This is a genomic window from Pseudomonas sp. NPDC087336 (assembly GCF_044744285.1).
Lineage (GTDB): Bacteria > Pseudomonadota > Gammaproteobacteria > Pseudomonadales > Pseudomonadaceae > Aquipseudomonas.
Genome location: NZ_JBIUYA010000034.1, coordinates 1 through 21139 on the forward strand (window position 1 = coordinate 1; position 21139 = coordinate 21139).

Genomic DNA, 21139 nt, shown 5'->3' on the forward strand with positions numbered 1-21139 from the left:
CTGCCCAAGGCAGCCTTCAGCTATGAAACATGTTTACCGGACACTAGTGACGCTCTGCGTGGGAATGCCTCAACGGACGCTCCGCGTTCGGCTTTTGATTTGGGACGCAGAGCGTCCCGGGCTGCATTCCCACGCAGAGCGTGGGAACGATCAGTGTGACGAAACAAAAATGCCAGGCAAGATGCCTGGCATTTTTTGTAGCTCATCTGACGCCTGAAGACGAATCAGAATGGCAGTTTCATGCCCGGTGGCAATTGCATGCCGGCGGTCATGCTGCCCATTTTGTCCTGGCTGTTGGCTTCGATCTTGCGCACGGCGTCGTTGACGGCCGCGGCGAACACCGCTTCCAGCATTTCCTTGTCATCTTCGCTCAAGCCTTCGACCAGGCTTGGGTCGATGGTCACGCGCTTGACGTCGTGACGACCGGTCATCACCACGGTGACCATGTCGCCACCGGCTTTACCGGTGACTTCGGCGTTGGCCAGCTCTTCCTGCATCTTGGCCATTTTTTCCTGCATCTGCTGCGCCTGCTTCATCAGGCCGGCCATGCCACCTTTCATCATGGGAATCACCTCAAAAGTACTTGGATTAAACGGCACCCGGCCCCTGCGGGCGAGCGCCTTCAGTTATTAGCCCTGACTGGCCAGGGCCTCGACAGGTTCAATAGTATCGTTACGGACCACCGCACCGAACTGCTGCATCATTTGCTGGATGAACGGATCACCGTGGATCGACTCCTCGGCCTCGCGCTGACGGTCGGCACGCCGACGGGACGCTGCCTGGGCCGGGGTTTCCTGCTCGGGCTTGATCAGCTCCATGGTCAGGGTCAGGGTGCGCCCGTGATACTGGTTCAACGCTTCGTTGAGGCGACGCTGCTGAGTAGCGTTGAACAAGGCGCTGTGGGCCGGGTCCAGGTGCAACAACCAGTTGTCACCATCGACCGCGATCAGCGTGCAGTTGGCGGCGATGCTGCCGGTCATGCCGGAGATCGGCAGTTTCGGGAACAACTCCAGCCATTGCAGGGCCAGGCCCGTGGCAGGTGCCGCGGCGGGCTCAGGCTCGGGTTCTGCGGCAGGCTCGGCGGTGTGCTCGCTGGCCAAGTCGTCAAGGTAGCTGTAGGCCGAGTCCATGTCTGGCTCGATGTAATCCTCGTCCAGCGGCGGCTCGTCATCCAGGTCCATGCCTGGGGTGGCGGCATCGACCTGGGCCACCGTCGGTTCCGGAATCGGCGCGGCGGCCCACTCCGGCGCGTCCGGCACCACGCTATCGGGGGTCGGCATCGGCATTGGCGGCAACTCGGGCTGCTCGCTGACGGTTTCCAGCACCGGCTCGACGGCTGGCTGTTGAACGGCTGCAGGCTCGACCGGATCATTCCACGGCAGGTCGACCACTTCTTCTACCACGACTGCCGGGGCCACCGGCTCAGGCTCAGGCTCAGGCTCAGGCTCAGGTACTGCGCCAGGCGCAACCGGTGCAGGTACCGGGGCCACTGCCGCAACAGGTGCAACGGGCGCAGGTACCGGGGCCACTGCCGCAACAGGTGCAACGGGCGCAGCGGGCGGCGCAACGACCGGCGTGGCAGCCACTGATTTGGCGGAATCAACCGTGGCCTGGCTGATCCCCACTGGCTTTAGCGGTTGCCTTGGCGCGTCCGTGGTGTCGGCGGGCCGGAATGCCAGCATGCGCAACAGCACCATTTCAAAGCCGCCACGGGGATCCGGCGCCAGCGGCAAGTCGCGGCGGCCGATCAGGCCCATCTGGTAATAGAACTGAACGTCTTCGGCCGGCAAGGCCTGGGCCAGGGCCAGCACCCGGTCACGGTCGCCATGGCCGTTGTCGACGCCTTCCGGCAAGGCCTGGGCGATGGCGACACGGTGCAGCACATTGAGGATTTCCGAGAGCACGCCGTTCCAGTCCGGGCCCTGTTCGGCCAGGTGGCGGACCGCTTCGAGCAAGGCTTTGGCGTCACCCTCGATCAACGCATGCAGGACGTCATAGACCTGGCCGTGATCGAGGGTGCCGAGCATCGCCCGCACATCGGCGGCCATGACCTTGCCTTCACCGAAGGCGATCGCCTGGTCGGTGAGGCTCATGGCATCGCGCATCGAACCGTCGGCGGCGCGACCGAGCAACCACAGCGCATCGTCTTCGAACGGCACGTTCTCGACGCCGAGCACATGGGTCAAATGCTCGACGACCCGTTCCGGGGTCATGTTCTTCAGGGAGAACTGCAGGCAACGCGAGAGAATAGTTGCAGGAAGTTTCTGAGGATCAGTGGTGGCCAGGATGAACTTGACGTAGGGTGGCGGCTCTTCGAGGGTTTTCAACAGCGCATTGAAGGAATGGCTGGAGAGCATGTGCACTTCGTCGATCAGGTAGACCTTGAAACGCCCGCGGCTTGGGGCGTACTGCACGTTGTCGAGCAGCTCGCGGGTGTCTTCGACCTTGGTGCGGCTGGCGGCGTCGATCTCGATCAGGTCGACGAATCGGCCTTCATCGATCTCGCGGCACACCGAACACTCGCCGCAGGGCGTTGAAGTGATACCTGTTTCACAGTTCAAGCATTTGGCTATGATCCGCGCGATGGTGGTCTTGCCAACCCCGCGCGTACCGGTAAACAGGTACGCGTGGTGCAGCCGCTGGCTGTCCAAGGCATTGATCAGAGCCTTGAGCACATGGGTCTGGCCGACCATTTCGCGGAACGAGCGCGGACGCCATTTACGTGCAAGAACCTGATAACTCATCGAAAACCGTCGCAGCGAAGGAAGCAGAAGCGGCTAATGCTAGCGGAGCAAGGCACAAATTGCATCCGGTGTGCTCGTCTAATCTGGCTAAGATGCATTTTGCGGGCCTTTTGCTTCAAGGATAGTGGAGCGTTTATGCGGCTGGGCTTGGGGGCACTGCTGTTGATCAGCCTGGACGGGGTGGCCGCTGACGCACCGTTGCGCTTCGTGGTACCTGACAGTTGGGCCATGCCGATGGTGCAGCTTGAACGCGGCCGCCCGACCCAGGGCATCCTGTATGACGTGATGCTCAGCCTCGCGACCCAGGTCGGTGTGCCGGCGCAGTTTCACGTCTTGCCCCGCGGCCGGGTGCAAAACGCCATGGAACAGGGCGAGGTCGACATTCGCTGCTACGCCGCACAGTCCTGGACGCCGAACCAGTCCGGCGACTACATCTGGAGCATTCCGCTCTGGACCCAACCCGACCTGCTGGTCAGCCGGCCTGACGCGACGACGTCCGTCAACCCGACACATTTATCACATCAATCGATCGGCACGGTCCTGGGCTACAGCTACCCGACCCTGCAACCGCTGTTCGACACCAACCGACTGTACCGCGACGATGCCCGCAACCAGGAACAGGTGCTGGAGAAGCTGCACGCCGGACGCAACCGCTATGCGGTCAGCAACCAATGGACCCTGGACTGGTTCAACCAGCGATTGCTGCCGCAGCAGCAACTGCAAGGCGTGGCGTTCCTGCAGGAGCAACGCGTCGGCTGCTACGTGCGCAACGACCCCAAGGTGCCGGTGCAGCGTATTTTGCGCACCCTGCTGCACATGAAGATGTCAGGGGAAATCGATGACATCATTCGCCTTTACGTTGGCGCCAAGGCGCAAGCCAGGCCGTGACCGAGGACGGCTGTATCCGCCATCCGCCATTGCGCGGGGGCGACAAAATCCCTGACCCAGCCCGGCACGTCGGCAGCGGGCATCGGCTGCGCAATGAAATCGCCCTGGGCCACCTCGCAGCCCAACTGCAACAGCAACTCGCCATGCTCGATGCTTTCCAGCCCCTCGGCGATCACCTGGCGGCCAAATGCCCGGGCCAGGCCGATCACGGCCGTGGTCAATGCCAGGTCATCGCCATCATGAAGAATGTCGCGCACAAAGGACTTGTCGATCTTGATGGTCTGGGTACGCAGGCGCTTGAGGTAACTCAGGGATGAGTAGCCGGTGCCGAAATCTCCCAGGGAAAACTGCACCCCCAGCGCCTGGCAAGCCTGCAGGCAGGCGCTGACATGCTGGATGTTCTCGACCGCGACCGACTCGACGATCTCCAGGTCAAGTCGCTGTGGGGCGACTCGCGCATGCCGCGCCAACAGGTTTTTGAGCCGCTCGACGAAATCCGCGCGCTGAAAATGCCGCGCCGCGATATTGATGCTCACCGGCCAGTCATGCCCGGCCTGGCGCCATTGATCCAGCTGTGCCAACACCTGGTCCATGACCCACTCACCGATATCGACGATCAGATCTGTCTCTTCCACCTGGGGCAAGAATTCCCGGGCGGCCACCAAGCCGTTTTGCGGGCGCTCCCAACGCAACGCTGCCTCGAAGCCGACGACCCGGCCACGACGCATGTCGACCCTGGGCTGGTAATGCAGGCGCAATTCGCCGGCAACCAGCGCCTGGCGGACGCGCTCGACCGTCTCGTGAGTGGCCTTGACCTCACGGTCGCGGGTCACGTCGAATAAATGAAAGCGCTTGCGACCACTCTGCTTGGCCATGTACATGGCTTGATCGGCATGACGCAGCAGGGTCCCGGCATCCTCGTTGTCGTGAGGGAAGAGCGTGACGCCAATGCTGGCAAACACGTTGATGTCCTTGCCATGCAGCGAGTACGGTGCCGATATCGCCCCCAGCACCCGGTTCAGTGCGGCCCGCAGTTGCGCCAAGTCATGTACGTAGCGCAACACCAGGACGAACTCGTCGCCGGCCAGCCGTGCAACCACATCCTCGCCACGCACGATGTTGCGCAAGCGCTTGGCCACCTCCACCAGCAACAGATCGCCAGTGGCATGCCCGTAGCCATCATTGATCGCCTTGAAGCCGTCGAGATCGAGCATGCACACCGCCAGCGCGATGCTCTCGCGCCGGGAGAACTCCAGCGCCTGATCGAGCAGATCAGAAAGAAATGCACGATTGGGCAGCCCGGTGAGCACGTCATGACCGACCCGCCATTGCAGGGAATGCAGCAGTTGTCGTTTTTCGCTGATGTCGAAGCGAATCGACAGATACCGCTCAACGCGCCCGGTGGCGGAATCGATCACCGGCACCATGGTGCTTTCGACCCAATACAGGCTGCCATCCTTGGCGCGATTGCAGATCTCGCCCTTCCAGATATCACCCCGGGCAATGGTGCGCCACATGTCGACGAAGAAGTCAGAGGCGTGCACGCCGGAGTTGAGCATGCGATGGTTTTGCCCAAGCAGTTCCTCACGGCTGTAGCCGGACACTGCGCAAAACTGGTCATTGACGTGGGTGATCCGGCCGCTCAGGTCGGTCTCGGAAAAAATCGCGGCGGCATCCACCGCCCTGCGGTACTTCTCATCCATGAGTCAGGCTCGCTGTCGCTGGCGGTGGAACCCGATAAGGGCAGCAACACCGATACTGGTAATATTCTGCATGGCATCAGGTGGCTCTCGCCGCCTTGCGTGAAAGCGCGATAGTGGCTTTTTCACATCGTTCCATAATCTGAAACAAGCTCACTCAATGTCGCTTTTGGGTGGCAATTCTACGAAATGCATCACATTTTGCAAAGCAAGGTGATGCTGGAGACGCTTGACCTCGATCCTGCGGGGTATGCCCAGGCGAAGAAACAGAACGAGTTGAAAGTTCTGGGGTATCACGGATTTCAAAGAGTGGTTCACGACCGACAGAGAACAGCCAAAATCAGCCCGTCAGATGTGCCTATGAAACCAGGACCAATTCAGAAGTCGCTCTGCTGGCTATTCAACATTATGATCGAAAAGCCAGCGAAGCTTGTACGATCGTGGCAGACCAGGAGTCAGAGCGGTACGCCTAAGCCTTGAGAGCGCTTGCAAGGTCGCACTTCACCCTCGCGTTAATGAAGAATGTTTATGCCAATTATGCGATGAGCGGCGACTCCTGCGGTAGACAATAACGATCGAGGGAGCGATACATGAATGGTAATGGGATAACGGAAAATCAAACTGGCAAAGGACAGTCTTTTGCCAAACGAATCTACCTGCCACGCCTTATTGGCCTGGCGATTGGCATGCTGAGCGTAATGGCCGCCATTGCGCCGCTGGGCCTGCCGGGATGGGTATGGGGACTTTTGCTTTTCAATGGCTTGGTTTGGCCGCATCTGGCCTATCAGTTGGCCACCCGTTCTAGTGAACCGTATCAGGCGGAGCGGCGCAACTTACTCTACGACTCAGTGATGGGCGGGTTCTGGACCGCGACCATGCAGTTCAATCCGTTGCCTGCCGTCACCATCCTTTCGATGATGGCGATGAACAACGTCGCGGCAGGCGGCCAGCGTTTATTCGTGCATGGCGCGTTGGCCCAAGTTGTCGGAATTCTGCTTGCGATAACACTGTTCGGCCCGCAGGTGCAACTTACTGCAACCGCCCTACAGATCTACGCCTGCTTGCCGATGCTGACGCTCTACCCATTAGCGCTGGGTTGGGTCTGTTATCGCCTGGCTATTAAGCTCGCCGACCACAAGCGCCGTCTTAGCGCCCTGAGCTGTACCGACAGCCTCACCGGCCTGCTCAATCATGGGGCGTGGAAGGATTTGCTTCAACAGCAGTTTTTCACCTGCCGGCAGGAGAGCTTCGAATCGGTGATTGCGATCATTGATGTCGATCACTTCAAACAGATCAACGACACTTACGGCCATCTCGTTGGCGACAGCGTGCTACGCCAGCTGAGCGCCGAACTTAAGAAAAACCTTCGCCAAGGTGACCTGGCCGGTCGCTTTGGTGGAGACGAGTTCTGTGTGATCCTGCCCAACAGCCCACTGAGCCAGGCCAGCGAAATTATGGAGCGACTGCGAGGGGCAATGGGCAACTACCGCAATGAACAACTGCCTGAGCTGCGAGTCAGCCTGAGTATCGGCTTGGCATCGTGCAGCAGTGCAATGACCGACGCCGCAGACTGGCTCAACGAAGCCGACAAGGCGCTGTATGCGGCCAAGAACAGTGGGCGCGACAAGATCCATTTCTCCTTGGGCGACATCGTCAACGCACCTTGAATCACAGTGGATTCGCTAGACACCCTGCAAACCAATTTTTTGATCTTTAAACCACTGAGGTTAACAGGTAATTTCGTCGTGGAAATTGCTGGGCAATGCCCCGATGGAGCGCGTGTTTCGCAGCTTGAAAACTGAATGGATCAGCACAAGCCGTAGTGACGACCGGCAGAGAACAACCAAAACTGCCTGTCGATTACGTCCGAGGAAACCCAGACTTCCTGTCTATTGCAGCGCCTTGATATAAGACTTCGAGTTGTCCACGAAACCTGGGGGAAAACTGCGCTGCATGTGCGAAACAAATGCAGATGCGCTACAACTCATAGAACTCCGGGATCCCCACAGAAGCGAGCGAATGTGGATGAGACACAATCTCTGCGTCGTCGGACTGGTTCAGTTCGCATCTGCCTCGCTCATCATGCTAGCCACCGATGCGCTGGCAGAGGATCTCGAACCCAGGTCCTACGCCAATACACCGGTCGGTATCAATTTCCTGCTCATAGGCTACAGCGATCTACATGGCAACGTGACGGCCAACCCCTCGATCCCGCTCGAAGACGCCAAGCTCAATATCAAGACGGTGGTGTTTGCCTTTGCCAGATCCGTGGACGTCTGGGGTCGCTCGGGGAAGTTCGATATCGTCGTGCCCGAGGCAAAATTGACCGGCTCAGCCTTGCTTGCCGGTGAACCAAAGGAACGTGATGTCACTGGGTTGATCGATCCAAGATTTCGCTTCTCGGTCAATTTGTATGGCGCCCCGGCGATGTCCCTGGCTGAGTTCCCCAGCTACCAACAGGATGTGATTATCGGCGCCAGCCTGGCGATCACGGCGCCACTCGGCCAATACGACGACAGCAGGCTGATAAATCTGGGCAACAATCGCTGGTCATTCAAGCCTGAACTCGGCGTTTCCAAACGTGTGGGGCACGTGACCCTGGAGTTATCCGGCGCGGGAACCTTTTTCACCGACAATGATGAGTTACTTGGCAACCACGTGCTTTCCCAGGACCCGATTTACCAGATACAGGGGCATCTAATCTACGCCTTCAGCAATGGTGTCTGGGTTTCGCTGGATGCTACCTACTTCGCTGGCGGCAGCACCTCGGTCGATGGGGTCAGTAACCACGACTTTCAGGAAAACACCCGCTACGGATGCACCCTCACGCTGCCGTTGAACCACAACCATTCGATAAAGCTGAATGCGAGCAATGGCGGACATACCCGCACTGGCAGCGACTACGATGCTGTTGGCGTGGTCTGGCAGTATCGCTTCGGCGCAGGGCTTTGAAACATAGAATTACGGCACGTTCCATTCATGCGTTCGTAGGACATTTGTCCGATGCTGTTTGCTGACCAATGCCCGGAGAGGGTTCAGGCAAATCGGGCGTCACCTGGCCTGATGCGACGGATAAATACCGGCAAGCCGCGCTATCACGACCCCCACGTAAAAGACGCCTGAAAATTCTTCCATCATCACCAGTGAGCGGGCGTGGTTGGTCAACGGGATAACATCCCCTTAACCGGTGGTCGTGAGCGTCGTGAAGCTGAAATAGATCATTCGGAAGAAAGTGCCGGGTTGTCTGAAATCGAAATGGCCAGGGCCGAATGAGCCAGTGGCGGAAATCTCGACCAGGGCATAGATGTAGGACCAAACGAAGGCCAACATGATGTAGCCCGCAAGCGCGCCATGCAGCTTGTCGGCTGTAATTGGCCCGCGCTTGAGAAGGTAGAGAAGCACTCCGTGTAGTGGTCAACTAATCCCGGACACGACGTTAAGTTTTTTCTCGGCCTGAGCTGGCGCAGGCCGGATTTCGAAGCTTCGCAAGGAAGCGGCCAATCGCGGCCTGGACCCAAATGTCTGGTTCCACAACGTGGAGTATGTTGCCGCCGAGAAAATCGGCGCGGAGACCGTGACCTACGTGAGTAACATCTACAAGTATTACATTGCCTACAAACTGCTCATCGAAGCCAGGACGGCGAAGGAGGAAGCCGCCAAACAGCTAAAGGGTGAGATCGAAGAGGCGCGCTAAATCCACGAGGAGTAGAAGAAAAATCGCTCGATTCGGGTATGACGACGCGTAACTTGATGAAGTTTATATTGCAGCCCCCGCGCGCGGCTACCTATCTTCGCTATCCCGAATGCCAGTCACCCATCCGGATGAGATCAGCGTTGAGAACGTAGATGCATGACGTTCTTCGACTTCCCTTTTCTCGTGAATTCAAACCAAAAGGCTTTCCTCTCTGCTTACAGAGAATCGTCAACTGATGGTGGGGAGGCCGAAGTGGATGTGGGCTGGAGGAGCTATGCAGACACGATAATATGCCGCTTATGATGCACCACTCTGGTGTACCTAAACGCTGTTCCACTTCGAGATTTCTGACTGATAAATCCTTGTAGAATCAAGGACTTAGAGATAGGTGGTAACCCCACCAGCCACACCCCGGCACACAATGTCACCGCTGCGGCTGCTCCCTTCCAGGCCTGACCGGGTTCACGGCTGATCGTTGCGGGGGGACCGATGGGGTCACCATAACGACGCTCACCTGACGGCGAGCCGCGCCATTGTACCTATCTGAGACGAAGTTACAACCGTTCGAGTGGATTAAAAAAAATGAGGCGGTTCAAGGACATGCAATGGCCTTGAAAATCTCGTGGTGGATTGACGGTGATGGCGCGACTGCAGCCATTTTCTTGCAGGCATTGGCGACATCCACCGTCGCGCGCCAGAAAAACTGTAGGAGCTGGCTTGCCAGCGAAAGCGACCCAAAGACCAACGCAATGCTCAAGGCCGCCTTCGCCGGCAAGCCGGCTCCTACAAGACGTGTGTCGCCTACATTTCCCAATCAGCCTTCGCTATATGCAACCCATGCAACCCCTTGTACGCCGCACGCTCCGGCTGGCTCCAGCCCTCGAGCAACGCATCATCCAGTCGATAGACCTCCACCCCCAACGGGCGGCACACGCTCAGGGGATCCTGCGCGTCCGGCCCCCACATGGCCAGCGACAGATCGCCACCCGGGCATGTCGACAATGCGCACAGCAAATCAATCTCGGCGAAGAATTCCAGGTAATCGCCCTTCTGCGCCGGACAGGCCTTCATGAAGTACATGTCATCGTGGTTCAGCCCCGTGCACTGGAAAATGTTCAGCACGTCATGCACGTCGAATTCGGTCAGGCCGTGAGGCAATACCGCGCGGGTCAGGTTGGAATGACAGTGATGATGGAAGTCTTCGCCGGTGAGCATCTTGTTCACGTACGGATCGCAGCGGGTACCCAGCAAGTCGTGCAGGCGCCCGCCATGTTCGTCGATACCGTAGGCGGCGAGGCTGTCGTCGGTGATGGTCACCAGCGGCCGCAGGAACGGCAGGTTCGACCAGAGCCGGTCGTGGGTGCTGACGTGCGCGCCCTGCAACTGCCGGGTCCGCGCCGCCCACAAGCGCTCGCGCGGATCGTTGGCGTTCCACACATTGAAATCCCCTACTTGCGGCCCGACCGGTGTGGTGACGCGAAACACGTGCCCGGCCGGCACTTTCCAGGCACGGCCGGTACGGATCGGCACTTCGAATGACTCGATCAGGGTGCGCCCGCCCTTCGCGTCGCGAACCCGCTCGTAGAAGGCCTTGTCCACCTGCAAGGCCGAGCCTTTGCTGACTTGATAGGCCGCCGGATAGTCTTTGTACATGGCACAGATCCTCGATCAGTGATGGGTAGCAGGGGCAAACATTTGCAACAGCAGGCGTTCGGAATCGTCGAGGTACAGGCTCATGGCTTCTTCGGCTCCGCGCTTGTCGCCCTCGGCGAGCAGCTCATGGATCTGCCGGTCGCGCGCCAGCCAGGGCGCCTGGAAACGTGATTCATCGGGGGCGCTGCAGAACACCAGGCGCAATTGCGCGACGACGTTGGTGAAGAACGCGTCCAACAACGGACTGCGCAACAACCCGACGATATGCTGGTGAAAGGCCAGGCCATGAGTGCCGACGGCGCGCCAGTCCTCGCGCTCCCGGGCCAACTCGGCGGCTTCCAGCGCATCCAGCATGCGGTCGGACTCATACTCGCGCAGGGGCCGGCTGGCACTGATGGCTTGCAATTCGAGCGTGCGGCGAACCCGGAACAGGTCCCGCACGTCCTCGCTCCCCTGCCGGCGCACCATCACCCCCTTGTTGCGCACATAGCGGGTCAGGCCCTCCTGCCCCAGGCGGTGCAGGGCTTCGCGAATGGTATTGCGCGAAGCGTTGTAGGCGGCCACCAGATCACTTTCCACCAGAGCCGTGCCAGGCAGCAAACGTCCACCAATGATGTCGCCGCGTAATTCCAGTGTTATGTGATCGGCCAATGACATTCCGCTGTTCATACTCACTACCCCGGATTGTTCAACAATCGTTGATGAATGAGTAATCACTATTCGTGCCATATTTCATTGGGGTTCGATCAAGTTCGACGCATCTGCATGCTTTTTAGAAATAAAAGTACAGTCACCATCCAATTTTCATTGGTTAATATGGCGCATTGATGTGGAGATATCAGATGCGTTACTCGCAGGACCATAAAGCCCAGACCCACCAACGCATCATCAAGGAAGCTTCCGTGCGCTTTCGCCGTGACGGCATCGGCGCGACCGGCCTGCAGCCGCTGATGAAAGCGCTGGGCTTGACCCACGGGGGCTTTTATTCACACTTCAAGTCCAAGGACGAGTTGGTGGAAAAAGCGCTGCAGGCCGCCGGAGATCAAGTGGACGTCACCTGCGCCGAGCTGTTCGCCCAGGACCGCCCGCTGGAGGCCTTCATCAATGCCTACCTGTCCGAATGGCACCAGACTTCGCCCCACGAAGGCTGCCCGCTGCCGACCATGTCCTCGGAACTCGGCCTGCGCGGCCAGCCGAGCCCCACTTCAGACGCGGTACTCCTTGCACGACTGCGGCAGATTCAAGGCACGCTAGAGGGCGAAAACACCGAGCACCGCAGCATCGTCATCATGTCCACACTGATCGGCGCGCTGCTGCTTTCGCGTAGCGTCGAGAACCCCGAGCTGGCCGCCGAGATCCTCGAGGTGACACGCAACTTCCTCAATCGATCCGGGACTAGCCAACCCAGCGCTTGAACAGCACGCTGGCATTGACCCCGCCAAACCCGAAACCGTTGGACAGCGCATACTCGATTGCCATGGCCCGAGCCTGACCATGAACAATGTCCACGCCCTCGGAGGCCGGGTCCGGATTATCGAAATTGAGAGTCGCCGGCACAATCTGATCGCGGATCGCCAGCAGCGTGAAAATGGCTTCGATCCCGCCAGCGGCGCCGAGTAAATGCCCGGTGGCCGATTTGGTCGATGTCACTGCAATACCGTTTTGCGAACCGAACAATGCCTTGATGGCTGCCAACTCACCCAGGTCGCCCACTGGCGTCGAGGTGGCGTGCGCATTCAGATGTTGCACTTGCTGCGGCGAAATCCCTGCCTGCGCCAATGCCAATGACATGGCCCGGCGTGCGCCGCTGCCATCCTCAGGCCCGGCGGTCAGGTGATAGGCGTCGGCGCTGGTGCCGTAACCAACCACTTCTGCCAGGGGTTGAGCGCCACGCGCCAAGGCATGCTCCAGGGATTCAACCACCAGCAGGCCAGCCCCCTCGCCCATGACAAAGCCGTCGCGGTCGCTGTCGAACGGACGCGAGGCGCGCTCCGGGGTGTCGTTGAAAGCGCTGGACAAGGCACGCGCCGCCGCAAAGCCAGCAAGACTGACCCGATCGATCGCCGCCTCCGCGCCCCCACACACCGCAACATCCGCCTCGCCGCAACGAATCAGGCGCACCGCATCGCCAATCGCCTGGACTCCGGCCGCACAAGCCGTGACAGGCGCGCCGAGCGGGCCCTTGAACCCATGCTGGATCGATACATGACCCGCCGCCAGGTTGACCAGGAACGAAGGAATGGTGAACGGCGACAATCGTCGCGGCCCACGGCTGTCCGTGGTGCGCACCGCATCGGCAATCGCCCCGAAACCACCCACGCCGGAACCAATGATAGTCGCCGTGCGCTCCTGGGCATCGCCTGTTTGCGCCTGCCAACCCGCCTGCTCGATGGCCTGACGCGCCGCTTCCATGGCAAACAGGATGAACCGATCCATCTTCTTCTGTTCTTTAGGCGGTGTTGCCCGATCCGGGTCAAAACCCGCCTCAGGATCCTCTGCCAGGGTTGGCACAGCCCCGCCGACCCGAGTCGGCAGATCGGCCACCACCTCGTCCGGCAAGTTGCGCAACCCCGAACGCCCGGCCAACAAGCGCGCCCAGACCGCCTCGACGCCGCTACCCAGCGGAGACACCAGCCCCATGCCTGTCACTACCACTCGACGATCACTCATACCGCCACCACCTCATTCCGGTTCGCACGCGTCATTTGTAACGCGCAGCCGCTTTGCTTTTGGAAAGGTTAGGCGCCAGGACGAGACGCGCCGCCACAAATGCATTCCAGTCACCCGCATCCGGCAATGAAGGAATGGTCACCAACTCCCCCTGATCCAGCCCCGCCAGGGCCGCATCGACCATCTCGCCGGCTTCCATCACCATCTCCTCCGGAATCTGCGAAGCATCGATACCCGAACGCTCCCAGATCTCAGTGCGTGTTACCCCTGGCAACACAGCCTGAACCTTAACGCCAGTGCCGTCGAGTTCGGCGTTCAACGACTGGGTCAGGCTCAACACATAAGCCTTGCTCGCGCTGTACGTCGCATTGAAACGCTCGGGAAACAACGCCACCACCGATGCAATGTTGATGATCGTGCCCCTTCCTGCCTTGGCAAAACCCGCAGCCGCCGCCGACGCCAAACGCGTGACCGCCGTGACATTCAACTGAATCATGCGCTCCAGCTGGTCCAGATCGGCATTGGCCAACAAACCATCCGCCGCCACCCCCGCATTGTTCAGTAACAGACTGATACTCGAATCACTGCGCAGACGCTGCTCAAGCTTCAGCACGTCATCCTTCTGCGTCAAATCCGCCTTTAACACCTCAACCTGAACACCATGGGCATCACGCAACGCGCTCGCCGCCGCTTCAAGTCGCCCTTGATCACGGGCCACCAACAACAAATCAAAACCACGCGCGGCCAACCGCTGAGCGTAGATTGCGCCGATACCGGAGGAGGCTCCGGTGACGAGGGCTGTGCCTTGAGACTGAATGGGAGTCATGATGTTGCTCCTGGGAGATACCAAAGGAAGGGATACGCATCGGGTTCTCAGCGCGCTATAACGGAAACCGATTTTATTATAGTCATAATTTAACTGATATATGATAGCCGTAATTTTTTAATTGGCGACGAAAGGCAACACCCCATGGCATTCGCCAGAGAAAAAAAAGGCCGGTCAATGACCGGCCTCCAAGGCTGACTTACAAGCTTAGTTCACCTGAAGCTTCTCGCGATTCTTATCCAGCAGGGCCTTGCCGATACCTTTCACTTCGAGCAACTCGTCGACGGATGCAAAAGGACCATTACTTTCACGATATGCAACAATCGCCAAAGCCTTGGCCTCCCCGACACCGGATAGCTCACGTTGCAAGGTGGGCGCATCAGCTTTGTTGAGGTCCACTTTGCCCGATTGCGTATTCGCTGAAATCTCCATCGCCACCGGAGCCTTGGAAGCCTCCTGCTGTGCTGCAGGCTCTGCGTTTGCGGTGAGAGAGGCACTGGTGAGCAGGGCAAAAACCAGGGAATAGAAATAGCCTGTACGCATAAATGACGCTCCATGACATCGGTTGAGGAAGCAGCTTTTCCGCAGCTGCTTCCTCAAGTTAGGCGATGTGGGGAGGGTGTCAAAAATGTGTCTGTTGCGGGATGTGAGACAATATGGGATCAGGCGACGACATTGATAGACCAACAATCAGTCAGCGCACTAGCGACTGACCTGCTTCGGATTGGGCACATCAGGGAATGACATTACTGTCGTCTGCACTCAGCCACGCATTGACACTGGCCACGCTGCCTTCCGAGAGCTTTCCAGCCCAACGGTTGAGCGCAAACAGGTTTATGACAAAATCGTATTGGGCCTTGAGCAGATCGCGGCGCGCCTTGTATTCGTTCTGCACACTGGCCAATACATCCACAGCGTTCACCACACCATAGGTAAACGCCTTCTGCGCGGCAATGCTGGACTGGCTGGCCGAAGACAGCGCATTTCGGCTCGCACGGATCTTCTCGACACTGGATTGAGCGGTCAGGTACGCATTAGTGGTCTCCTTGACCACTTGGCGCCTTACTCCTTCCAACTGCTCCTCTGCCACTTGCTGATCGTCGTACAAGCCGCGAACACGCGCCGAGGTGGAGCCGCCGCTGTATAACGGCACTTTCACACCCAGGGTGGCGACGTAGCTGTCGCTGCGCGGGGTCTGCGTGTTGTCATACCCCACATCGCTCTGTTGGCCGCTCAGACTGAACGTCAGGGACGGATAATGCCCGCCCTTGCCTTCACGCACCGCAGCTTCAGCCGCTTCGACGCCGCTCTGGCTAGCCTTCAGGGCCGGGTTACTAGTCTCTGCCAGCTGCAACCAGTTATCCAGGCTTTCCATGGGCGCCCGGAACTCCGCATCGCTGCGCACGCGACTCAAGCGCTCGTTGATGGGTCGCCCTACCAGCTCGGCCAGCGCTGCGCGACTTAGCCGCACCTGATTACGCGACTCGACCTCCTGGGCCGCCAGGCTGTCCACCCGCGCCTGCAGGTCCAATTGATCGGTGATCTTGGCCATGTGCCGGGCATACAACGCATTAACCTGGTCGAGATTCTTTTGCGTCGCCCGGCGCTCGGCCATGACCAACTCCAGATCGTCATCGGCCGCCAACGCGATGAAATATCTCTTGGCCAGATCCACCGTAGCCTCAGCCTGAGCCTCATCGGCTTCCGAGACCTTTTGCCGGCTGACGCTCTTGGACTTCTGCCAGCTTTCCCAAGCCTGCTTGTTATAGATGTATTGGGTCAGGCTCAATCCATAATTGTTGTTGTCATAGATTTCCCGCGAAGCGTCGTCCTTGCGCAAGATCCGGTTATAACCGCCGTTGGCCGAGACTTGCGGGAGCAGACCACCCAGCGCAGCGCGCTGCTGTTCGGACGCGGAACGAGCCTTGGCGTAGGCCGAGATGATGCGTGGATCTTCCAACCGTGACTCGCGATACAGCGCCATCAGGTCAACCGAATATTCATTGGCACTGACACCGCGCTCTTCTTGCACGGGTACCGCCTGAACCTGACAAACCGAAAAACCGAGGAATACAACGGGTAACAAACGCACAATCATTCCTCGATCATCGACTTGGCCAACATGTTGCGAGCCGGTTTCAGGAGGTATTGCAGCATGGTTCGATCACCCGCATTGATCAGTACTTCGGCCGGCATACCTGGCAACAACTTGCGATCGCCGAGCTTTTTCGCACCCTCGTCGGTGAGTGTCACGCGCACCAGGTAATAGCTGTCACCCGAACGCTCATCGGTCAAGCGGTCAGCGGAAATTCGACTGACCTCACCCTCGATCACCGGCGTGGTGGCATAGTTGAATGCGGTGAAGCGAACGTCCGCCGTCTTGCCCAACGAGATTCGATCAATATCATTGGTACCGACGCGCGCTTCAATCACCAGCTGGGAGGCTTCAGGCACGATGTCCATCAAGGGTGTTGCCGAGCTGATCACGCCACCAACGGTATGCACCTTCATGTCCAACACCATGCCACTCTCCGGGGCCCGGATGACAATCCGCGAGAGCCTGTCCTTGAGTGCACTGACTTTTTCCTGCAGCTCAAACACCTGGCTCTGCACATCGGCAAGGTCTTTCACCACGTCGGAGTTGAAGTTCTTGGTGAGCTGAACAATCTCCAATTGCGTCTCGTTGATCTGCAAACGGGTGGTAAGGATGTTCGATTTGTGGTCCGCCACTTCCGACCTGAGCATGTCCAGCTTGCGCTCCTGCTCCAACAACCTTTGCTTGTCGACGAACCCTTGGGCCAACAGCTCCTTGAGTTCAGTGATCTCACCGCTGTAGGACTGCTCCAGTCCCACCTTGGTACGGACCATCGTTTCCAGGCCGGTGATCTGCTGACTGAGCTGAGCGATACGCTCTTTCTTTACCGCTATTTCCCCAAGACGCGAACCGCGCCGAGCATTGAAGACGTGGGTTTCGCCCTCCAATGCCTCCTGCGCGCGCTGCGAATCAGGGCCATCAATCGACACCGCCGGCAGCGCCGGCAAGTCATCGCGCTCCGCTCGCAAGCGGGCTTCCTTGGTTTTGGCGGCAATCAGCTGGCTACGGGTAGACTCGTATTCGGAACTGATCTGCGACTCATCCAGCATAATCAGTGGATCACCCCGATGCACCAGGTCACCATCATGCACGAGCAGCTCCTTGACGATACCCCCCTCCAGGTGCTGAACCGTCTTGCGATAGCTCTGGACTGTGACCTGCCCACTGCCAAACACAGCGTTATCCAATGGAGCAAAGGCAGCCCAGCCACCAAACAGGCCAAAGGTCACAAGCACAATGCCGAGGCCGAGCCGGCGTATATTTCGGTCAGAGGTAGGCACCTCATCGAATTCATCATCGTTGAGGGTTATCAGGGTAGTACGGGTCATCAATGGATTCCTTTCACGCGCCGGCCGAAGCCGCATCTGGAGCGGCCGCTTGGGCGACCCGCTGCTGAGTCTTGGCTTGCTGGGCCGCCAGCTCGGCAATAACTTGCTCGCGGGCACCATAAAGACTGATGGTGCCGGCACTCAGCACCATCACGCGATCGAGCCGAGCAAGAATATTGGGACGGTGGGAGACGATGAACACCGTGGCACCGGTTTCCTTGACTTTCTGCAAGGCGACACCCAACGCACGCTCACCGACATCATCAAGGTTGGAGTTGGGCTCATCCAGCACAATCAGTCGCGGGCTACCGTAGAGTGCCCGAGCCAGGCCAATACGCTGGCGCTGACCGCCAGACAGGTTGACACCGCCACTGCCGATGACCGTGTCGTAACCGTCGGGGAGCATCAGGATCATTTCATGCACACCGGCGACCTTTGCTGCGTGCACGGTTTTCTCGGCATCAATGGCTTCAAAACGGGCAATGTTTTCGCTGATGCTGCCCTCGAACAACTCGATGTCCTGCGGCAGGTAGCCCACATGCGGGCCCAGGTCGTGCTTGTCCCAGGTACTGATATCCGCACCGTCCAGGCGCACTACGCCATGCTGTGACTGCCATATCCCCAGCAACGCCCGAACAAGTGTCGACTTGCCCGCTGCGCTTGGTCCGACAATGCCCACCACGGTACCGGCCGGAGCGACGAAGCTGATATTACGAATAACCGGAGTTTTCGCACCCGGCGGGGTCACGATCAGGTTCTCGACTTGAATATGCCCTTGCGGCGCAGGCAGCTTCATGCGCTCAGGTTCGGCACTGAGCTTTTCCAGGGTTTCGTTCAGGCGGTTGTACTGCACCCGCGCACCGACAAAGCCCTTCCAGCTGCCGATCATCTGGTCGATAGGGGACAAAGCACGTCCAAGCAACAGCGAACCCGCCATTAACAGGCCCGGCGTTATTTCGTGAGTGATCACCAGGTACGCACCTATCGCCAGCATCATGGACTGAGTCCATTGACGAAACGTCTTGGACACCGATGTAATGATGCCGCTCTTGTCGCTGGCGTATGACTGCAGCCTCAATACCTTGCGCTGACGCTGGGCCCAGCGATTCATCAGGGTGCGAAGCATCCCCATTGATTCGATGACCTCGGCATTGCGCAGCGCTTTGGTGGTATGCAGGGAGGCTGCAACGTTTTCCTTGTTGGCCTCCACCAATGCCTTGCCGGTGAAGCGCTGGTTTAACACAGCCAGACAGATCAATACGATCGCGCAACCAACGGTGACCCACCCATATAAAGGGTGAAACATGAACATGACGGCGACATAAATCGGCAGCCACGGCGCATCGAAGAATGCGAACAGGCCATTGCCGCTCAGGAACTGGCGCAAGGCCGTGAGGTCATTGAGCGACTGGGCCGAAGCATCCATTCCGCCACTGTCCAGAGCCCTGCGGAAGCTGGCGCGATAAACGTCATGACTCAACAGGGCATCAAGCCGGTTGCTGATACGCACCATGATCCGCGAACGCACCCACTCCAGTGAACCCAGGGTCAACATCAACACCGTCAGGATGAGTGTCAGCATCACCAGCGTGGAGATGCTGCTGCTGGGCACCACACGACCGGAAACCTGGATCATGAAGAACGTCGGAACCAACATCAGCGCATTGACGAACAGACTGAAGAAACCGACGGAAATAAAGCTGCTCTTGCAAACCTTCAAGGCAGCTTGCAAGTTGTTTTCGGGTAGGCGACTCATAGCATCCATACTGAGTGGGAAGGCGTAAAGCGCGGCAGTGTATCACCCACCTCCAGCACCGGCAGCCAGAAAAGTGCCGCTTAACGGAAGTTTAATGATGGCGGCGACGAATGACGCCAGCCCGAATTAACGCCCTTCTTACCACCCCTTACCACCAAGACTCCCCCCCTCAACTAGATTGATCAAGTGTAACAATCCACCCTCATGATGACTGACTGGTCACGTCCACCTTAAGGCACCCGGCAGCACGCCCACTTTCTTTAGGGCGCACAAAAAATATTTTGTTAACAAAGCAAGTACCTAGTCGACCACTGGTAAAGACAATTGTTTTTTTTGCCTCTACCATAGCCGCCAATTTGCATGCTACGTCGACTCCCAGAGGACACTAAGCAAGCTATAAAGCACGACAAGCATGGCCAGCCAAAAAAACCATGGCCTGCTTTGCACCGATGCCCCAAAACCATGCACATACCACTTGCCGATCAACACTTTCCCGACCTGCCTCTCCTTGCCGCGCAAGGTTTTGATTGGCCAAACACCGGGCCGGGGCTGCGAAGGTGCGTTGCAGAATTCAGGTCGTCGCACCCGTTCAGGCGGGCGTTTGCGCCGATCAGCGAAGGAACGGACACCGTGATTCACGGCGCCCAGGCAAGATTTATGACCAGACTCACCAATATCGGCTTGAACTGAAAAACCGACCACCTGCCTAGCCATGAAAAAATTGTTTCGAGACAGGATTGTTAAAAAAATCCAGATCGCTTAATCTTCCTGCCGTCAAGGAAGCCACCAATCCGCCATTAGCCTTTTCTTATATAGGCAACATGCGTTCAACAGATATCTGTCGAACCTTGTAAGGGTTATCCAGTTCAAGGATTGAAGGAGTTTTACCGCGTGTCTTCGCAAAGCACTGATGGACTTAAGATCACGTCCCGGGTCACTCTTCTTGAGCCAGGGATGTATATCTTTCGTTATGCCTCACAAACCAGTACAGACAAAACTGTTTGCATAGCGCTTCAACAAGCGCCCCTTGGCAAAGGTCTCATTGATTTTTTCCCAGCCGAGGGTGTTAGCAAAAACATGCTGACCAAACTGGGTGACTGCATCATTGGTCGCGTCAAAAACGGCGTAACTACCGTACTGATTACCGAATACCACTTGGCCAATGTCCAAGTTGATCCTGTTGATTTGCGCATCGACCGAATCGACACTTCCGCTGCCATCATGCGCAACTTCGCGCCACCCGCCCCCGCCAAAGAAACCAGCAGTGAGTTACAACCTGCGGTTGCGCCGGGGACTTTAAAATTGATCGGCCATATTCAGTCCCGCGGCGACGTCACTGCCACCCAAGAGTGGCTCGGTGAGCACCAGGGCACGACCGGCATTGAAGGCTTCCTGGTTGACTGGGCAGACCGTCCCGATGGCGTTGACCTGGTGTACACCAGTACCGTCGCCGGCTCAGGCCCCAGCCCCAAAGTTCTTTCCGGTCACTATTGCGGTACCCGCGGCAAGGCCACACCCCTTATCGCTGTCGGCTTCAGCCTGACCGGCCCCAACAGCAGTCGTTACCGACTGGCTGGCGAGGTCGCCTTCGCAGGCGCCGAACCGCAACCCATTGTTGCTGACCAGATGTTTTTCGGCCCCAGCGGCCAGGAACCCCTGGTTGGTATCAAGCTTTCCATCTTCGCCCATCCTGAGATCAACGCTCCCCGCTATAAGTCTCCCTGGGAAAACCTTGCGACTACGCAAACATATAGCCATGAGGGCCAATTGGCCTGATCTACAGGA

The 21139-nt window shown here is 58.3% G+C and carries 17 protein-coding genes, 1 other RNA gene and 1 pseudogene; 6 read left to right on the forward strand and 13 right to left on the reverse strand.

The window, feature by feature from the left end:
• Positions 1-224: 224 nt before the first annotated feature.
• Entirely contained in the window at positions 225-563 is a 339-nt protein-coding gene (locus ACIO0C_RS26035; RefSeq protein WP_007933349.1) for a YbaB/EbfC family nucleoid-associated protein, read from the reverse strand.
• A gap of 66 nt (positions 564-629) precedes the next feature.
• A complete protein-coding gene (dnaX, locus tag ACIO0C_RS26040) occupies positions 630-2744 on the reverse strand; it encodes a DNA polymerase III subunit gamma/tau (protein ID WP_401316454.1) in 2115 nt (704 codons plus the stop codon).
• A gap of 135 nt (positions 2745-2879) precedes the next feature.
• Here dnaX and ACIO0C_RS26045 point away from each other — a divergent pair, with 135 nt between their 5' ends.
• Positions 2880-3632, forward strand: coding sequence for a substrate-binding periplasmic protein (locus tag ACIO0C_RS26045; protein WP_401316456.1), 753 nt, complete (start codon positions 2880-2882; stop codon positions 3630-3632).
• Here ACIO0C_RS26045 and ACIO0C_RS26050 read toward each other — a convergent pair.
• Entirely contained in the window at positions 3599-5335 is a 1737-nt protein-coding gene (locus tag ACIO0C_RS26050) for a putative bifunctional diguanylate cyclase/phosphodiesterase (RefSeq protein WP_401316458.1), read from the reverse strand. The two genes, ACIO0C_RS26045 and ACIO0C_RS26050, sit on opposite strands and share 34 nt — an antisense overlap.
• A gap of 587 nt (positions 5336-5922) precedes the next feature.
• Between ACIO0C_RS26050 and ACIO0C_RS26055 the strand changes: the two genes are divergently transcribed.
• Complete coding sequence (locus ACIO0C_RS26055) at positions 5923-6999, forward strand: diguanylate cyclase (RefSeq protein WP_401316459.1); 1077 nt, start codon at positions 5923-5925, stop codon at positions 6997-6999.
• A gap of 358 nt (positions 7000-7357) precedes the next feature.
• Complete coding sequence (locus tag ACIO0C_RS26060; protein WP_401316461.1) at positions 7358-8284, forward strand: transporter; 927 nt, start codon at positions 7358-7360, stop codon at positions 8282-8284.
• 99 nt (positions 8285-8383) lie between these two features.
• On the opposite strand, the pseudogene ACIO0C_RS26065 reads toward ACIO0C_RS26060, so the two are convergent.
• Positions 8384-8737 (reverse strand): annotated as a pseudogene (locus tag ACIO0C_RS26065) (ion channel); the annotation flags it as partial.
• A 130-nt stretch (positions 8738-8867) separates the two neighbouring features.
• Here ACIO0C_RS26065 and ACIO0C_RS26070 point away from each other — a divergent pair.
• Complete coding sequence (locus tag ACIO0C_RS26070) at positions 8868-9026, forward strand: hypothetical protein (protein ID WP_401316463.1); 159 nt, start codon at positions 8868-8870, stop codon at positions 9024-9026.
• Between the two features lie 395 nt (positions 9027-9421).
• Here ACIO0C_RS26070 and ffs read toward each other — a convergent pair.
• The 3 genes from ffs to ACIO0C_RS26085 form a co-directional block, all read right to left on the reverse strand.
• An RNA gene (gene ffs / locus ACIO0C_RS26075) (signal recognition particle sRNA small type) lies at positions 9422-9518 on the reverse strand.
• Between the two features lie 309 nt (positions 9519-9827).
• Positions 9828-10679 (reverse strand): urea carboxylase-associated family protein, encoded by an 852-nt coding sequence (locus ACIO0C_RS26080; protein ID WP_401316466.1) that lies wholly within the window; start codon positions 10677-10679, stop codon positions 9828-9830.
• 15 nt (positions 10680-10694) lie between these two features.
• Complete coding sequence (locus ACIO0C_RS26085; RefSeq protein ID WP_401316468.1) at positions 10695-11348, reverse strand: GntR family transcriptional regulator; 654 nt, start codon at positions 11346-11348, stop codon at positions 10695-10697.
• A gap of 173 nt (positions 11349-11521) precedes the next feature.
• Here ACIO0C_RS26085 and ACIO0C_RS26090 point away from each other — a divergent pair, with 173 nt between their 5' ends.
• Positions 11522-12094, forward strand: a complete 573-nt coding sequence (locus ACIO0C_RS26090) for a TetR/AcrR family transcriptional regulator (protein ID WP_401316471.1) — start codon at positions 11522-11524, stop codon at positions 12092-12094.
• On the opposite strand, the gene fabF is transcribed toward ACIO0C_RS26090, so the two are convergent.
• The 6 genes from fabF to ACIO0C_RS26120 all read right to left on the reverse strand — a co-directional run bounded on the left by fabF (position 12075) and on the right by ACIO0C_RS26120 (position 19354).
• Positions 12075-13349, reverse strand: a complete 1275-nt coding sequence (gene fabF / locus ACIO0C_RS26095; RefSeq protein ID WP_401316474.1) for a beta-ketoacyl-ACP synthase II — start codon at positions 13347-13349, stop codon at positions 12075-12077. The two genes, ACIO0C_RS26090 and fabF, sit on opposite strands and share 20 nt — an antisense overlap.
• Before the next feature lie 31 nt (positions 13350-13380).
• Positions 13381-14175, reverse strand: coding sequence for an SDR family NAD(P)-dependent oxidoreductase (locus ACIO0C_RS26100; RefSeq protein ID WP_401316477.1), 795 nt, complete (start codon positions 14173-14175; stop codon positions 13381-13383).
• 207 nt (positions 14176-14382) lie between these two features.
• The gene (locus ACIO0C_RS26105) at positions 14383-14718 is read right to left on the reverse strand and encodes a ComEA family DNA-binding protein (protein WP_401316480.1); all 336 of its coding nucleotides are present in this window, start codon (positions 14716-14718) and stop codon (positions 14383-14385) included.
• 190 nt (positions 14719-14908) lie between these two features.
• Complete coding sequence (locus tag ACIO0C_RS26110; RefSeq protein ID WP_401316482.1) at positions 14909-16273, reverse strand: TolC family outer membrane protein; 1365 nt, start codon at positions 16271-16273, stop codon at positions 14909-14911.
• Positions 16270-17598: an HlyD family type I secretion periplasmic adaptor subunit gene (locus ACIO0C_RS26115; RefSeq protein ID WP_401316484.1), complete on the reverse strand. Its 1329-nt coding sequence runs from the start codon at positions 17596-17598 to the stop codon at positions 16270-16272. Before ACIO0C_RS26115 ends, ACIO0C_RS26110 begins: the two co-directional genes overlap by 4 nt.
• A 13-nt stretch (positions 17599-17611) precedes the next feature.
• Positions 17612-19354 (reverse strand): type I secretion system permease/ATPase, encoded by a 1743-nt coding sequence (locus ACIO0C_RS26120; protein ID WP_401316485.1) that lies wholly within the window; start codon positions 19352-19354, stop codon positions 17612-17614.
• 954 nt (positions 19355-20308) lie between these two features.
• On the opposite strand from ACIO0C_RS26120, the gene ACIO0C_RS26125 reads away from it, so the two are divergent.
• On the forward strand, positions 20309-21130 hold the full coding sequence (locus ACIO0C_RS26125; RefSeq protein ID WP_401316488.1) for a hypothetical protein: 822 nt from the start codon (positions 20309-20311) through the stop codon (positions 21128-21130).
• The last annotated feature ends 9 nt before the right edge of the window (positions 21131-21139 follow it).

Bases quoted from the DNA above. Each gene is read 5' to 3' on its own strand.
- ACIO0C_RS26035 (WP_007933349.1), bottom strand. From the start codon at position 563: ATGATGAAAGGTGGCATGGCCGGCCTGATGAAGCAGGCGCAGCAGATG.
- dnaX (WP_401316454.1), bottom strand. From the start codon at position 2,744: ATGAGTTATCAGGTTCTTGCACGTAAATGGCGTCCGCGCTCGTTCCGC.
- ACIO0C_RS26045 (WP_401316456.1), top strand. From the start codon at position 2,880: ATGCGGCTGGGCTTGGGGGCACTGCTGTTGATCAGCCTGGACGGGGTG.
- ACIO0C_RS26050 (WP_401316458.1), bottom strand. From the start codon at position 5,335: ATGGATGAGAAGTACCGCAGGGCGGTGGATGCCGCCGCGATTTTTTCC.
- ACIO0C_RS26055 (WP_401316459.1), top strand. From the start codon at position 5,923: ATGAATGGTAATGGGATAACGGAAAATCAAACTGGCAAAGGACAGTCT.
- ACIO0C_RS26060 (WP_401316461.1), top strand. From the start codon at position 7,358: ATGAGACACAATCTCTGCGTCGTCGGACTGGTTCAGTTCGCATCTGCC.
- ACIO0C_RS26080 (WP_401316466.1), bottom strand. From the start codon at position 10,679: ATGTACAAAGACTATCCGGCGGCCTATCAAGTCAGCAAAGGCTCGGCC.
- ACIO0C_RS26085 (WP_401316468.1), bottom strand. From the start codon at position 11,348: ATGAACAGCGGAATGTCATTGGCCGATCACATAACACTGGAATTACGC.
- ACIO0C_RS26090 (WP_401316471.1), top strand. From the start codon at position 11,522: ATGCGTTACTCGCAGGACCATAAAGCCCAGACCCACCAACGCATCATC.
- fabF (WP_401316474.1), bottom strand. From the start codon at position 13,349: ATGAGTGATCGTCGAGTGGTAGTGACAGGCATGGGGCTGGTGTCTCCG.
- ACIO0C_RS26100 (WP_401316477.1), bottom strand. From the start codon at position 14,175: ATGACTCCCATTCAGTCTCAAGGCACAGCCCTCGTCACCGGAGCCTCC.
- ACIO0C_RS26105 (WP_401316480.1), bottom strand. From the start codon at position 14,718: ATGCGTACAGGCTATTTCTATTCCCTGGTTTTTGCCCTGCTCACCAGT.
- ACIO0C_RS26110 (WP_401316482.1), bottom strand. From the start codon at position 16,273: ATGATTGTGCGTTTGTTACCCGTTGTATTCCTCGGTTTTTCGGTTTGT.
- ACIO0C_RS26115 (WP_401316484.1), bottom strand. From the start codon at position 17,598: ATGACCCGTACTACCCTGATAACCCTCAACGATGATGAATTCGATGAG.
- ACIO0C_RS26120 (WP_401316485.1), bottom strand. From the start codon at position 19,354: ATGAGTCGCCTACCCGAAAACAACTTGCAAGCTGCCTTGAAGGTTTGC.
- ACIO0C_RS26125 (WP_401316488.1), top strand. From the start codon at position 20,309: ATGTATATCTTTCGTTATGCCTCACAAACCAGTACAGACAAAACTGTT.